This is a genomic window from Pseudomonas sp. GW821-FHT04C07 (assembly GCF_059420325.1).
Genome location: NZ_JBWKTM010000010.1, coordinates 162,128 through 176,288, shown reverse-complemented (window position 1 = coordinate 176,288; position 14,161 = coordinate 162,128). Strand labels below are relative to the sequence as shown.

The 14,161-nt window shown below is 59.6% G+C and carries 15 protein-coding genes; 14 read left to right on the top strand and 1 reads right to left on the bottom strand.

Annotated features, from left to right (window positions below; all coding sequences use genetic code 11):
- Window positions 1-102: 102 nt before the first annotated feature.
- Window positions 103-1,035, top strand: a complete 933-nt coding sequence (locus AC07UI_RS19350; RefSeq protein ID WP_494994020.1) for an ABC transporter ATP-binding protein — start codon at window positions 103-105, stop codon at window positions 1,033-1,035.
- Window positions 1,032-1,811 (top strand): ABC transporter permease, encoded by a 780-nt coding sequence (locus AC07UI_RS19345; RefSeq protein ID WP_494994019.1) that lies wholly within the window; start codon window positions 1,032-1,034, stop codon window positions 1,809-1,811. The genes AC07UI_RS19350 and AC07UI_RS19345 overlap by 4 nt, the downstream gene beginning before the upstream one ends.
- A gap of 94 nt (window positions 1,812-1,905) precedes the next feature.
- Here the strand turns inward: AC07UI_RS19345 and AC07UI_RS19340 are convergent, their stop codons facing one another.
- Complete coding sequence (locus tag AC07UI_RS19340) at window positions 1,906-2,421, bottom strand: DUF2062 domain-containing protein (RefSeq protein ID WP_494994018.1); 516 nt, start codon at window positions 2,419-2,421, stop codon at window positions 1,906-1,908.
- 135 nt (window positions 2,422-2,556) lie between these two features.
- On the opposite strand from AC07UI_RS19340, the gene AC07UI_RS19335 reads away from it, so the two are divergent.
- The 12 genes from AC07UI_RS19335 (at window position 2,557) to AC07UI_RS19280 (ending at window position 14,019) form a co-directional block, all read left to right on the top strand.
- Window positions 2,557-4,788: a DNA internalization-related competence protein ComEC/Rec2 gene (locus tag AC07UI_RS19335; protein WP_494994081.1), complete on the top strand. Its 2,232-nt coding sequence runs from the start codon at window positions 2,557-2,559 to the stop codon at window positions 4,786-4,788.
- A 98-nt stretch (window positions 4,789-4,886) separates the two neighbouring features.
- Window positions 4,887-5,522, top strand: a complete 636-nt coding sequence (locus AC07UI_RS19330; protein ID WP_494994017.1) for a MotA/TolQ/ExbB proton channel family protein — start codon at window positions 4,887-4,889, stop codon at window positions 5,520-5,522.
- Window positions 5,519-5,947: an ExbD/TolR family protein gene (locus AC07UI_RS19325; RefSeq protein WP_494994016.1), complete on the top strand. Its 429-nt coding sequence runs from the start codon at window positions 5,519-5,521 to the stop codon at window positions 5,945-5,947. Before AC07UI_RS19330 ends, AC07UI_RS19325 begins: the two co-directional genes overlap by 4 nt.
- Window positions 5,947-6,957, top strand: coding sequence for a tetraacyldisaccharide 4'-kinase (lpxK, locus tag AC07UI_RS19320; protein ID WP_494994015.1), 1,011 nt, complete (start codon window positions 5,947-5,949; stop codon window positions 6,955-6,957). The genes AC07UI_RS19325 and lpxK overlap by 1 nt, the downstream gene beginning before the upstream one ends.
- 23 nt (window positions 6,958-6,980) lie before the next feature.
- Entirely contained in the window at window positions 6,981-7,166 is a 186-nt protein-coding gene (locus AC07UI_RS19315; protein ID WP_494994014.1) for a Trm112 family protein, read from the top strand.
- Window positions 7,163-7,927: a 3-deoxy-manno-octulosonate cytidylyltransferase gene (gene kdsB, locus AC07UI_RS19310; RefSeq protein WP_494994013.1), complete on the top strand. Its 765-nt coding sequence runs from the start codon at window positions 7,163-7,165 to the stop codon at window positions 7,925-7,927. Before AC07UI_RS19315 ends, kdsB begins: the two co-directional genes overlap by 4 nt.
- On the top strand, window positions 7,927-8,391 hold the full coding sequence (locus tag AC07UI_RS19305; protein WP_494994012.1) for a low molecular weight protein-tyrosine-phosphatase: 465 nt from the start codon (window positions 7,927-7,929) through the stop codon (window positions 8,389-8,391). The genes kdsB and AC07UI_RS19305 overlap by 1 nt, the downstream gene beginning before the upstream one ends.
- Window positions 8,388-9,407, top strand: a complete 1,020-nt coding sequence (murB, locus tag AC07UI_RS19300; RefSeq protein ID WP_494994011.1) for a UDP-N-acetylmuramate dehydrogenase — start codon at window positions 8,388-8,390, stop codon at window positions 9,405-9,407. The genes AC07UI_RS19305 and murB overlap by 4 nt, the downstream gene beginning before the upstream one ends.
- A 256-nt stretch (window positions 9,408-9,663) precedes the next feature.
- Window positions 9,664-10,134, top strand: coding sequence for a (2Fe-2S)-binding protein (locus AC07UI_RS19295; RefSeq protein WP_494994010.1), 471 nt, complete (start codon window positions 9,664-9,666; stop codon window positions 10,132-10,134).
- Window positions 10,131-12,446 (top strand): xanthine dehydrogenase family protein molybdopterin-binding subunit, encoded by a 2,316-nt coding sequence (locus AC07UI_RS19290; protein WP_494994009.1) that lies wholly within the window; start codon window positions 10,131-10,133, stop codon window positions 12,444-12,446. Before AC07UI_RS19295 ends, AC07UI_RS19290 begins: the two co-directional genes overlap by 4 nt.
- Window positions 12,446-13,432: an XdhC family protein gene (locus tag AC07UI_RS19285; RefSeq protein WP_494994008.1), complete on the top strand. Its 987-nt coding sequence runs from the start codon at window positions 12,446-12,448 to the stop codon at window positions 13,430-13,432. The genes AC07UI_RS19290 and AC07UI_RS19285 overlap by 1 nt, the downstream gene beginning before the upstream one ends.
- Window positions 13,429-14,019 (top strand): nucleotidyltransferase family protein, encoded by a 591-nt coding sequence (locus AC07UI_RS19280; protein WP_494994007.1) that lies wholly within the window; start codon window positions 13,429-13,431, stop codon window positions 14,017-14,019. The genes AC07UI_RS19285 and AC07UI_RS19280 overlap by 4 nt, the downstream gene beginning before the upstream one ends.
- The last annotated feature ends 142 nt before the right edge of the window (window positions 14,020-14,161 follow it).

Here is a 14,161-nt window from a genome sequence, read left to right as displayed (position 1 = left end):
TGCGGCGTCGACAAGCACCATTGGCCTGGTTCGCCGCCGTTGCATTCTGTGCGGTCCGCCCTTATTTGTAACTTTCTTCCCTTCTTGGTGCGTAAATCCGATATGAGTTCCGCTCTGTCCATCCGGCAGCTAACCAAAACCTACGGCAACGGTTTCCAGGCCCTGAGTGGTATCGATCTGGATGTCGCCGAAGGTGATTTTTTCGCCTTGCTCGGCCCCAACGGCGCTGGCAAATCCACCACCATCGGCATTCTCTCCACCCTGGTGAACAAGACTAGCGGCACGGTGAATATCTTTGGGCATGATCTCGATCGTGAGCCCGCCACGCTCAAGCGTTGCATTGGCGTGGTGCCGCAAGAGTTCAACTTCAACCAGTTCGAAAAGACCTTCGACATTGTGGTGACTCAGGCTGGCTACTACGGCATCCCGCCGAAAATTGCCAAGGAGCGGGCCGAGCAATACCTGACCCAGCTAGGCCTGTGGGACAAGCGTGATGTACCGTCGCGCTCCTTGTCCGGCGGCATGAAGCGTCGATTGATGATCGCCCGCGCGCTGGTGCATGAACCTCGCCTGCTGATCCTCGACGAACCAACTGCCGGGGTGGATATCGAGCTGCGTCGCTCGATGTGGACCTTCCTCACCGAGCTGAATCAGAAAGGCATCACCATCATCCTCACCACTCATTACCTGGAAGAGGCTGAGCAGCTGTGCCGCAATATCGGCATCATCGACCATGGCACCATTGTCGAGAACACCAGCATGCGGCAGTTGCTCAGCCAATTGCATGTCGAGACCTTCCTGCTCGATCTGAAAAGCGACATGAAGGTCGCGCCGCAGCTGATCGGCTATCCGAACCGCCTGGTCGACAGTCACACCCTGGAAGTCCAGGTTGATAAATCAGTTGGCATCACTGCGCTGTTCGGTCAACTGGCCGCGCAAAACATCGAAGTGCTGAGCCTGCGCAATAAAACCAATCGCCTTGAGGAGTTGTTCGTGTCCCTGGTGGAGAAAAATCTGGCGAAGGTGGCGGTATGAGTTCAGAGCTGCAGCCCAACCTCGTTGCGCTCAATACCATCGTCTATCGTGAAGTCCGGCGCTTTACCCGGATCTGGCCGCAAACCCTGCTGCCGCCAGCGATCACTATGGTTTTGTACTTCGTGATCTTTGGCAACCTGATTGGTCGGCAGATTGGTGATATGGGTGGTTTCACCTATATGGAATACATCGTGCCCGGGCTGATCATGATGTCGGTGATTACCAACTCCTACGGTAACGTGGTATCGAGTTTCTTTGGCAGCAAGTTCCAGCGCTCCATCGAAGAACTGATGGTTTCGCCGGTTTCGCCGCACACCATTCTGATTGGCTACACCTTGGGTGGTGTGTTGCGCGGGCTGATGGTCGGGGTGATCGTGACGCTGCTGTCGTTGTTCTTCACCGATCTGCAGGTGCATCACTTGGGCGTGACCATTCTGGTGGTGGTGCTGACGGCGACGATTTTCTCGCTATTGGGCTTCATAAACGCTGTGTTTGCACGCAACTTCGATGATATCTCGATTATCCCGACGTTCGTGTTGACGCCGCTGACCTATCTGGGCGGGGTGTTCTACTCGATCACATTGTTGCCGCCGTTCTGGCAGACCGTGTCGCTGGTCAACCCGGTGCTGCATATGGTCAACGCCTTCCGCTATGGCATCCTTGGAGTGTCGGATATCAAGATCAGCGTGGCCATCGCCTTTATGCTGGTCGCGACGGTGGTGTTGTATATCGGTTGCGCACGGCTGCTGGTCAGCGGTCGCGGTATGCGCCAGTAACCTGCGAAAGCCTCGCCACGATTGTTGCCAGGCAGCATACCCTGATCAACCTTCCACAACAGAAACGGCACCCAAGGGTGCCGTTTTTGCATTTTTACAGTCGGCTTTTCTTGCGCCGCGTCCATTGCCGGCTGACCCACCAGCGCCAGTAGAGCATGGTCAGGCAATAGGCGAGGGCGCCGAAGACCAGCCCAGTGACCACTGAGCCCAGCAGGAAAGGCTGCCATAGCGTCGACAACTCGCCGCTGATCCACTCCCAGGACAGCTCGTCCGGCAGGCTTCGGGCCGGCACGTTCATTAGCCAGGCGCCGGTCTGGTAGGTGCAGAAAAATACCGCGGGCATGGTAATCGGGTTGGTCAACCAGACCAGGCTGACGGCAATCGGCATATTGCCGCGCACGGTTATCGCCAGAATCGCCGCCACCAGCATCTGCAATGGAATGGGCAGAAACGCGGCGAAAAATCCCACCGCCATCGCGCGTGCTACCGAGTGGCGATTGAGGTGCCAAAGATTCGGGTCGTGCAGCAGCGTGCCAAGAAAGCGTAAGGATTTGTGTTCCCGGATGCTGGTCGGGTCTGGCATGTAACGTTTGAATAGGCGCCGGGGCATAGGGCATCTCGGTCGGTTCAAGCGGCAAGTATGCCCGGATTCTACGGATGGAAAATTCAGACTTTGTGACAATTAATAAAGCTGCGCCCGTGCGGCTCGGCTATTCCGAGAGAAAGGATTCTCATGGACGGACTTATGCGCACAGGGATGTTTGCGCTCGCGTTGGGTCTGTTGACCCTGCGTTTCTTGCCGGCGCTGCCGCCGATCTGGCTATTGCTGCTATTGCCCGTGCCAGGATTGATGCTTTTGCCGTTTCGGACTTATCCACTGGCATTTTTTCTGTTCGGCTTCAGTTGGGCGTGTGCGGGCGCGCACTGGGCTTTGAATGATCGCCTGGCGCTCAGTCTCGACGGGCAAACTCGCTGGCTCGAAGGGCGCGTGGTGGGCTTGCCGCAAAACGCCGATGGTGTGGTGCGCTTCGAGCTTGAGGGTGGGCAATCGCGGCGGACCCCATTGCCGAAGTTGATGCGGCTGGCCTGGTACGGCGGGCCGCCGGTCCACAGCGGCGAACGCTGGCGACTGGCGGTCAAGCTCAAACGCCCGGGCGGTTTGCTCAATCCCCATGCTTTCGATTACGACGCCTGGTTGCTGGCGCAACGAATCGGCGCCACAGGCACGGTCAAGGACGGGCAGTTGCTCGCAAGTGCCCAGTGGGCGTGGCGCGACGACATCCGGCAGCGACTCTTGAGCGTCGATGCCCAAGGCCGGGCCGGTGCGTTGGCAGCCTTGGTGCTGGGTGATGGCGCCGGGCTGACATCCACCGATTGGCGGATCTTGCAAGACACCGGCACGGTGCATTTGCTGGTGATTTCCGGGCAGCACATTGGTCTGCTGGCCGGGTCGATTTATATGCTGATCGCCGGGCTGGCGCGGTATGGATTGTGGCCAACACGTTTGCCTTGGCTACCGTGGGCCTGCGCGATGGCCTTCGGCGCGGCGCTGGGTTACGGCTTGCTGGCGGGGTTCGAAGTGCCGGTACGCAGAGCGTGCGTGATGATCGGGCTGGTCCTGCTCTGGCGGCTGCGCTTTCGACATCTGGGGGCCTGGTGGCCGTTGTTGCTGGCGCTGAATGTGGTCCTGTTGCTTGAGCCGCTGGCGAGTTTGCAGCCGGGATTCTGGCTGTCGTTTGCGGCAGTGGCGGTGTTGATTTTTACGTTCAGCGGGCGCTTGGGCGCCTGGAGTGGGTGGCAAACCTGGACCCGTGCCCAGTGGCTGATTGCTATTGGTTTGTGTCCGGTGTTGCTGATTCTTGGTTTGCCCATCAGCATCAGTGGGCCACTGGCCAATTTGTTCGCCGTGCCTTGGGTCAGCCTGGTGGTTTTGCCTGCGGCCTTGTTGGGTACCTTGCTCTTGCCGCTGCCGTATCTCGGTGAAGGGTTGCTGTGGCTGGCGGGCGGCTTGATCGACTGGCTGTTTCAGGGGCTGGCGCTGGTGGCGGGGTATGCGCCTGCATGGGTGCCCGCAGCGATTCCTCTCTGGGTCTGGGGGATAAGCGTTATCGGTGCTTTTCTACTGTTATTGCCCAAAGGACTGCCGTTGCGGCTGTTGGGTTGGCCGATGCTGTTGTTGGTGGTTTTTGCGCCGCTCAGAACGGTCCCCCAAGGCGAGGCCGAAATCTGGCAACTGGATGTCGGGCAGGGGTTGGCAATTATCGTGCGCACTCGTCATCACACTCTGTTGTATGACGCCGGGCCTCGTTTCGGTGATTTCGATCTCGGAGAACGGGTGGTGCTGCCTTCATTGCGCAAGCTGGGCGTGCGAGGACTGGACCTGATGCTGCTCAGTCACGCCGATGCCGATCATGCCGGTGGCGCTCGTTCGGTTCTGCGAGGGCTGCCGGTGGCGCGCGTGGTGAGTGGCGACCCTGATGCGTTGCCTGCCGAGCTGCAAGCGCAGTCGTGTGAGAGTGGCAAGAGGTGGGAATGGGACGGGGTGAGTTTCGAACTCTGGCAATGGTCATCCGCGACCGACAGTAATCAGAAATCCTGCGTAGTGCAGGTCGAAGCCAACGGCGAACGCCTGCTACTGACCGGCGATATCGACGCCCAGGCCGAGCGCGCACTGCTGGACAGTCCTTTGGCCGTTGTTACTGACTGGCTACAGGCGCCGCACCATGGCAGTCGCAGTTCGTCCTCCGTGGCATTTCTCAATGCTCTTTCGCCCTCGGCGGTGCTGATCTCGCGCGGGCGCGGAAACTCGTTCGGTCATCCTCACCCGCAAGTAATGGCGCGTTACCGCAAACTGGGCATGATTGCTTATGACAGTGCCGAACAAGGAGCCTTGCGCGTTCAGTTGGGAAGCTTCAAGCCGCCTGAGGCAATAGGCCAGCAACGACGCTTCTGGCGTGATCCGGACGGGAGTAAATAACCGCGAGTTATTAAAGCCGGACGACAGGCAACATCACGGTCTTCGGTGCGTCGAGGCCCTATGTTAGAGTGGCGCACTTTTTCGAGGGGACTGTCACTGTGTGGGAATTGGTCAAATCCGGCGGCTGGATGATGTTGCCGATCATTCTGAGTTCCATCGCTGCGCTGGCCATCATTGCCGAGCGTTTGTGGACCCTGCGAGCCAGCCGCGTCACCCCGGATAATTTGCTCGGGCAGGTCTGGGTCTGGATCAAGGACAAGCAACTCAATAAAGAAAAGCTCAAGGAACTGCGCGCCAACTCCCCATTGGGCGAGATCATGGCTGCGGGCCTGGCCAATTCAAAACATGGCCGCGAGATCATGAAAGAGTGCATCGAAGAAGCCGCCGCGCGGGTGATTCATGAACTTGAACGCTACCTCAACGCACTGGGCACCATCGCCGCTATGGCGCCATTGTTGGGGCTGCTGGGTACGGTATTGGGCATGATCGATATTTTCAGCGCATTCATGGGCTCGGGCATGACCACCAACGCCGCGGTATTGGCCGGTGGTATCTCCAAAGCATTGATCACCACGGCAGCAGGCCTGATGGTCGGTATTCCATCGGTGTTCTTCCACCGATTCCTGCAACGCCGGGTCGATGAGCTGGTGGTGGGCATGGAGCAGGAAGCGATCAAACTGGTCGAGGTCGTGCAGGGCGACCGTGATATTGATCTGGTCGAGGGCAGAGCGTGAAATTCCGCCGCAAACAGCGGGAAACAATCGATATCAACCTCGCGTCGCTGATCGACGTGGTGTTTATCCTGTTGCTGTTTTTCGTTGTGACCACCACTTTTACCCGTGAAACCCAATTGCGCGTTGAGCTGCCGGAAGCTGTCAGCGGTTCGCCGGCCGAGGACCAGCAAGCCAAGCAGCTGGATATCGCCATCAGCGCCGACGGTGTGTTCACGGTGAATAACCAATTGCTGCCCAAGAACGATCTGGCCAGCCTGATGGAGGCGCTGCAGAAAGAGTCCGCAGGCGATACCCACCTGCCTTTGTCGATCAGCGCTGATGGCAAAACCCAACACCAAGCCGTGATCACCGCCATGGATGCTGCCGGCAAGCTCGGTTTCAGCCATCTGCGCATGACCACCGTCGAGGCGGCACCGGCTCACTGATGGCACTTTCCGATCGTTTGCTTGCCGCCTGGTATAACGGCCATCCCGCGCTGAAGGTGCTGCAGCCGTTGGAGTGGCTGTATCGACGTGTGGTGCTGCGCAAGCGTGAACGCTTTCTGGCCGGAGAGGGTGAGATCTACCAACCCCCGGTGCCGTTGGTCGTGGTCGGCAATATCACGGTGGGCGGCACCGGCAAGACGCCGCTGATTCTTTGGTTGATCAAGCATTGCCAGCGCAGCGGTCTGCGGGTGGGCGTGGTCAGCCGCGGTTATGGCGCCAAACCACCGCAGCTGCCGTGGCGAGTCGAGGCCGGACAAAGTGCTGATGTCGCCGGAGACGAGCCGCTATTGATCGTTCAGCGCAGCGGTGTGCCGCTGATGATCGACCCCGATCGCAGCCGCGCGGTGCAGGCGTTACTGGCCGCTGAGCCTCTGGATCTGATTCTCTCTGACGACGGCATGCAGCACTACCGCATGGCCCGGGACCTTGAACTGGTGCTGATTGATGCGGCCCGCGGTTTGGGTAACGGTCGTTGCCTGCCCGCCGGGCCGTTGCGCGAGCCGATCGAGCGCCTGCAGAGCGTCGATGCGCTGCTCTACAACGGTGCTACGGCGGATCGCGACGATGGCTTCGGATTCAGACTTGAACCCACCACACTGGTCAATCTGTCGAGCGGCGAGCGACGCCCGCTCGACCACTTCCCGGCAGGGCAGGCCGTGCACGCAGTAGCCGGTATCGGCAATCCACAACGTTTCTTCAGCACTCTTGAAACGCTACACTGGCGGCCAGTCCCGCATGCTTTTGCTGACCACGCAGAGTACAGCGCGCAGGCTTTGAATTTTATGCCGTCATTGCCGCTGGTCATGACCGAGAAGGATGCGGTGAAGTGCCGCGCTTTCGCGGCAGATGACTGGTGGTACCTGGCGGTCGATGCGGTGCCGTCACCGGCCTTCGTGGTCTGGTTCGATACGCAGTTGATGCGCTTGTTGCCTGCTCGTCTTTTGCCTTAAACGCTTTTATCCAGGGAATTCTCATGGACACCAAATTGCTCGACATCCTTGCCTGCCCGGTCTGCAAAGGTCCGCTAAAGCTCAGTGCCGATAAAACCGAGCTGATCAGCAAAGGCGCCGGTCTGGCCTATCCGATTCGTGATGGCATTCCAGTAATGCTCGAAAGTGAAGCCCGTACCCTCAGCGCTGACGAGCGACTGGATAAATGACCACAGTCTTCACCGTCGTCATTCCGTCCCGTTACGCCTCCACACGTCTGCCCGGTAAGCCGCTGCAAATGATCGCCGGCAAGCCGATGATCCAGCACGTCTGGGAACAGGCCTGCAAGAGCAGCGCCCAGCGGGTGGTGGTGGCCACCGATGATGCGCGCATCGTCGAAGCCTGCAAGGCATTCGGTGCCGAAGTGGTGTTGACCCGCGAGGATCATAACTCCGGTACCGATCGTCTGGCTGAGGTGGCCACGAAGCTGGGTCTGGCCGCGGACGCCATCGTGGTCAACGTGCAGGGTGATGAACCCATGATTCCGCCAACGGTGATCGATCAGGTTGCAGCCAATCTGGCAGCCCATCCCGAAGCGCGTATGTCGACGCTGGCCGAACCGATAGAAGACGTTGAAACCCTGTTCAATACCAATGTGGTCAAAGTCGTCAGCGACCTCAATGGCCTGGCGCTGACCTTCAGCCGCGCCACTTTGCCTTGGGCACGGGATGACTTCGCCAGGAGCCAGGAGCAATTGCCGGCCGGCGTGCCTTACCGTCGACATATCGGGATCTACGCCTACCGTGCCGGTTTCCTCCATGACTTCGTCAGTTGGGGCCCGTGCTGGCTGGAAAACACTGAGTGCCTGGAGCAGTTGCGCGCACTCTGGCATGGCGTGCGGATTCACGTTGACGATGCTCTGGAAGCACCGCCGGCGGGTGTCGATACCGCGCAAGACCTTGAGCGCGTTCGGCGCCTGCTGGAGGCTTGATGCGGGTTCTGTTTGTCTGCCTGGGCAATATTTGTCGCTCGCCCACGGCCGAAGGCGTGCTGCGCCGCAAGTTGCGTGAGGCCGGGCTGGCGGATCAGGTGGAAGTTGCCTCCGCCGGCACCGCCGACTGGCATGTCGGCAAGGCGCCGGACAAACGCAGCCAAGCGGCCGCGAAGTTGCGTGGCTACGATTTGTCCGCCCAGCGTGCCCAACAAGTGAGCCGTGCCGACTTCGCCACCTATGACCTGATTCTGGCGATGGACCAGAGCAATCTGCGCAACCTCAAAGCCATGCAGCCGGCCAGCAGCAGGGCTGAGCTGGACCTGTTCCTGCGTCGCTATGAATCCCCGGTGGATGAAGTGCCGGATCCCTATTACGACAGTGATCAGGGTTTCGAGCAGGTGCTGGACTTGATCGAGCGTGCCAGTGATTTGCTGGTGATCGAATTGAAGGGGCGGTTATGACCTTGCAACTGCAAACGCAGGTTTCTCTCAAACCGTTCAACACCTTTGGTGTCGATGTCCGTGCGCAGGTGTTCGCCGAGGCTCATAGCGACGCCGATGTCCGCCAAGGGTTGGCTTATGCGGCTAAACACGCATTGCCTCTGCTGGTGATCGGCGGCGGCAGCAATCTGTTGCTCACCGCAGATATTCAGGCGCTGGTGCTGCGCATGGCCACGCGAGGTATTCGCCTGTTGAGCGACGACGGCAGCACGGTTGTCGTTGAGGCTGAGGCGGGTGAAACCTGGCACCCGTTCGTGCAATGGACCCTGGAGCAGGGTTTCTCCGGTCTGGAGAACCTCAGTCTCATCCCCGGTACGGTCGGTGCCGCGCCGATGCAGAACATCGGTGCCTACGGTGTCGAGATCAAGGACGTGTTTGCCGGGTTGACCGCGCTGGACCGTCAGACTGGCGAGCTGCGGGATTTCAGCCGGCAGGAGTGCAAATTCGCCTACCGCGACAGCCTGTTCAAGCAGGAGGCCGGGCGTTGGTTGATTCTGCGGGTGCGCTTCGCCTTGAGTCGCGTCGAGCATCTGCACCTCGAATACGGCCCGGTTCGCCAGCGCTTGACTGAACAGGGCATCAGCCATCCGACTGCCAGCGATGTCAGTCAGGCCATTTGCAGTATTCGCGGCGAGAAGCTTCCTGATCCGGCGGTGCTCGGTAATGCCGGCAGCTTTTTCAAGAACCCGTTGGTGGCAGCGGCTTTGGTCGCTGAGCTTAAAAGCGAATACCCCGATCTGGTGGCTTATCCACAAGCTGACGGGCAAATGAAACTGGCGGCTGGCTGGTTGATCGAGCGAGCTGGCTGGAAGGGTTTTCGAGAGGCTGATGCCGGTGTTCATCGGCTTCAGGCCCTGGTGCTGGTCAATTACGGCGCGGCGACCGGGCTGGAGCTTTTGCACCTTGCGCAACGAATCCAGAAAGACATTGCCGAACGCTTCAAGGTTCATCTGGAAATGGAGCCCAATCAGTATTGAGATTCGCTTGAAATCTGAATCCAGAGCCCTGCATACCTTTCGTGTATGCAGGGCTTTTTTGTTAATGCTGGTTTAACTTAGCCTCCTAACGATGTATCTCTTTGTTCCATCTCTTTGCTTCCAGGTAAGACCCGATGAAAACCCGGCTGTTTTCATCAGAGAGCCGATTAGCCTGAGTTGATCTGCATGCACCAGTACGCTGCATCACGCGGCAGATTGCTCGACCCCATAACCAAGAATATATGCGGGCGCGCCCATGATTACCCTGAAACTCAATGGTAAGGATCACCAGTTGGATGTCACTGAGGATATGCCGCTGCTCTGGGCTATTCGCGATGTGGCGGGTTACAGCGGCACTAAGTTCGGCTGCGGCATGGGCCTGTGCGGTGCCTGCACCATCCATATCGATGGCTCACCGGCACGCAGTTGCATTACGCCAATCGGCTCGGTGACCGGCCAGCACATCAGCACCATCGACAACCTCCACAGCGACCCGGTCGGGCAAGTGGTTCAGCAAGCCTGGCTGGAGACGGCGGTCGCGCAATGCGGGTTCTGCCAGGGTGGGCAAATCATGTCTGCCACGGCCTTGCTCAAGGTCAATCCCAATCCCAGCGACGAACAGATCGAGGAGGCGATGGTCGGTAATATTTGCCGCTGTGGCACGTATAACCGGATCAAAACCGCCATCCGTCAGGCAGCCACTCATTTGCGGGAGGCCAAGGCATGAGCCAGTTGCCGAATGACTTTGCCCTGAGCAACCTCAGCCGTCGTGGCTTTCTCAAAGGTGTCGGTGCCGCGAGCGCGCTGGTGCTGGCAGCCAGTTGGGGTTGGCAGGACGCGTTTGCCGAAGAGAAGAAGTTCGGCGCCGACGGCATGCCCAATGGCTGGATCGATGATCCCAAGGTCTACGTCAGCATTGCCGCCGATGGCAGTGTGACGGTGGTTTGCAACCGCTCGGAAATGGGCCAGGGCGTGCGCACCAGCCTCAGCATGGTGGTCGCTGACGAACTGGACGCTGATTGGACGTTGGTGAAGGTCCATCAGGCGCCGGGTGATGAAGTGCGCTTCGGCAACCAGGACACCGACGGGTCACGCAGCATGCGTCATTGGTACGAGCCGATGCGCCGCTGCGGTGCCGCCGCCCGGACCATGCTTGAACAAGCAGCGGCCGATCAATGGAAAGTACCGGTGGCCGAGTGCCGTGCGCAATTGCATAAAGTGATTCACCAACCCAGTGGTCGAGAACTGAGTTACGGCGCACTGGCGGCTGCTGCCAGTGCGCTGGCGGTGCCGACGCGTGACAGTCTGCGCCTCAAGCAGCCTTCGGAATTTCGCTACATCGGTAAAGAGGCCACGCGCGCCATAGACGGTGTGGACATTGTCAACGGTCGTGCCGTTTATGGCGCCGACGTGCATTTCGAAGGCATGTTGTTTGCCACCGTGGCACGGCCAGCTGTCTATGGCGGCAAGGTCAAATCCTTCGATGGCAGTGCGGCGATGAAAGTCCCGGGCGTGATCAAGGTCATGCAAATCGAAAGCCGTCCGCTGCCATCGGAGTTTCAGCCGTTGGGCGGTGTTGCGGTGATAGCCAGCAACACGTGGGCTGCAATAAAGGGCCGCGAGGCGCTGAAGATCGAGTGGGATGATGGCGTCAATGCCGGTTACGACTCGATTGCCTATCGTAAGGAGTTGGAAGCCGCAGCCTTGAAACCGGGCAAAGTGGTGAGGAACATCGGCAACATCGACGAGGCTATGGATAGCGCTGACAGCAGCCTGGAAGCGGCTTACTACTTGCCGCATCTGGCGCAATCACCGATGGAACCGATGGTCGCCATCGCTCGCTTCAACGCCGGCCGCTGCGAGGCCTGGGCGCCGAGTCAGGCACCGCAAGTGACGCGCGAGCGCATCGCTGAGCGCCTGGGCATTCCCTTCGAAAAAGTCACGGTCAACGTCACGCTGCTTGGCGGCGGCTTCGGTCGCAAATCCAAACCCGACTTCATCCTCGAAGCGGCGATCCTGGCCAAGGCTTTTCCGGGCAAAGCGGTGCGGGTGCAATGGACCCGGGAGGACGACATTCACTGTTCCTACTTCCACACCGCATCGGCCGAGTACCTCAAGGCCGGCCTGAACAAGGACGGCATGCCGTCCGGCTGGCTACACCGCACTGTGGCACCGAGCATCACCGCGCTGTTCGCTCCGGGCATGAACCACGAAGGCGCGTTCGAACTGGGCATGGGCTTTACCAACATGGCCTATGCCATTCCCAATGTGCGCCTGGAAAACCCTGAAGCGGCCGCCCATACCCGGGTTGGCTGGTATCGTTCGGTGTCGAACATTCCCCATGGCTTTGCCATTCAGAGCTTTGTCGACGAACTGGCGCATCTGGCCGGGCAGGATCCGCTGAAATACCAACTCAAGCTGCTTGGCCCGGATCGCCAGATTGATCCGCGCACCTTGAGCGAAGAGTGGAATTATGGCGAATCCCCCGAGCATTATCCGATCGATACCGCGCGTTTGCGCGGCGTCCTGGAAACCGCGGCCAAGGCTGCCGGTTGGGGCCGTCAATTGCCCAAAGGACGTGGTTTGGGTCTGGCGGTGCATTACAGTTTTGTTACCTACGTGGCGGCGGTGATTGAGGTCGAAGTCAAAAACGACGGCTCGCTGATCGTGCACAAGGCTGATATCGCGGTGGATTGTGGTCCGCAGATCAACCCTGAGCGGATTCGCTCACAGTTTGAAGGCGCTTGTGTGATGGGCCTGGGCAACGCCGTGCTGGGGGAGATCAGTTTCAAGGACGGCAAGGTCCAGCAGGACAATTTCCACATGTACGAGGTGGCGCGCATGGACCTTGCACCGAAGGAAGTCGCCGTGCATCTGGTTACGCCTGTGGGTAACGTGCCATTGGGCGGCGTCGGTGAGCCGGGCGTGCCGCCAATCGCTCCGGCACTGTGCAATGCGATCTTTGCCGCGACAGGAAAGCGTATTCGCAGTCTGCCGGTTCGCTACCAGTTGCAAGGCTGGCAGCAGGCCAAAGCCTGATGGACAGTGTCGACCTGAATGTTTTACGCAGCGTGCTGCTATGGCGTCGCGCCGGGCAGAGAGTGGTGCTCTACAGTGTGGTCCAGACCTGGGGCAGTGCGCCCCGGCCCCCCGGCGCGATGCTGGCCTTGCGTGAAGACGGCGTGGTAATCGGTTCTGTCTCCGGTGGCTGTATCGAGGACGACCTGATTGCCCGCTTGCACGATGGCCGTTTGCCAGCGGATGGGCCGTCAGTCCAGTTGGTGACCTACGGCGTCAGCCGCGAGGAGGCCGCGCGTTTTGGTTTGCCGTGCGGTGGCACTTTGCGGCTGACCGAAGAGCGAGTCGGTGATCCGGCCTGGGTGGCTGAGTTGTTGGCGCGTTGCGAGGCTCATGAGATTGTCGCGCGGGAGTTGAATCTGCTCACCGGCGAGGTCGTTCTCCACGCGGCAGGCAAGAGCGATGTGTTGAGCTTTGACGGCAAGACGTTGCGCGCAATCTACGGTCCGCGTTGGCGGCTGCTGTTGATCGGCGCTGGTCAGCTGTCCCGTTATGTCGCGGAGATGGCGCGGCTGCTGGATTTCGAGGTGCTGATCTGTGATCCACGCAAAGAGTTTGTCTATGGCTGGGAAGAGCAGCACGGCCGCTTCGTGCCGGGCATGCCGGATGACGCTGTGCTGAGCATCGAAACCGACGAGCGCACGGCGATTGTCGCCTTGACCCATGATCCGCGTCTGGACGATATGGCACTGCTCACGGCACTCAATTCTCAAGCGTTTTATGTCGGTGCGCTGGGGTCGCGGGTCAATAGCCAGAAGCGTCGGGAAAACCTCGCTGTGCTTGGGCTGACCGAACACGCTATAGACCGCTTGCATGGTCCGATTGGTTTGCATATTGGCAGTCACACACCTGCGGAGATTGCTTTGTCGCTGATGTCGGAGATTGTTGCGATCAAAAACGGCGTTGATCTGCCGCAGAAGAAGTCCTTGGGCGAGGCTGTGGTTTGAAGGCCCCGATATGCGCCATCGTGCTTGCCGCAGGGCCGGGCAATCGCTACCGGCAAGTTGCCGGTGCTGAACAGGATAAGTTGCTGGCATTGTGCGAAGGTCGTGACGGTGTCGTTCGACCGGTCATTGAGCAGGTGTTGTTGAGCCTGCCTCCTGGCCTGGGTGAGCGGCTGCTGGTGACGACAGCTAATCGACCTGAAGTGAATCGGCTGGCGCAGGCTTATGGCTGCCAGGTGTTGCTGCTGGACGCTGCTGGCATGGGTGACAGCATCGCGGCAGGCGTTGCGGCCAGTCCCGATTCGGGTGGCTGGCTGGTGGTGTTGGGGGATATGCCATTTATCTTGTCGTCGAGTATCCAGCGAGTGGTGGAGGGGGTTCAGGACGAAGCCATCAGTGTTCCGGTGCATGGCGCTGAATATGGTCATCCGGTGGGGTTTGGGCGCTCGTTTGGCGCCGCCTTGATGAGTCTGTCCGGTGATCGTGGGGCGAAACCCTTGTTTGCCTCGGCCAGGGTGCTGGAAGTGCCGGTGGACGATCCTGGTGTGTTGTGGGATGTGGATGTGCCGGCGGCGTTGGTTTTTACTTAAACTCCGAATCTCCGTTGGTGATTAAACTGCCTTCGCGGGCAAGCCCGGCTCCTACAGGGGCGCGCGGTCTCCTGCAGGAGCCGGGCTTGCCCGCGATGAACGAATACACGGAATGCCTGAAACACCGCATCACTGAAACATA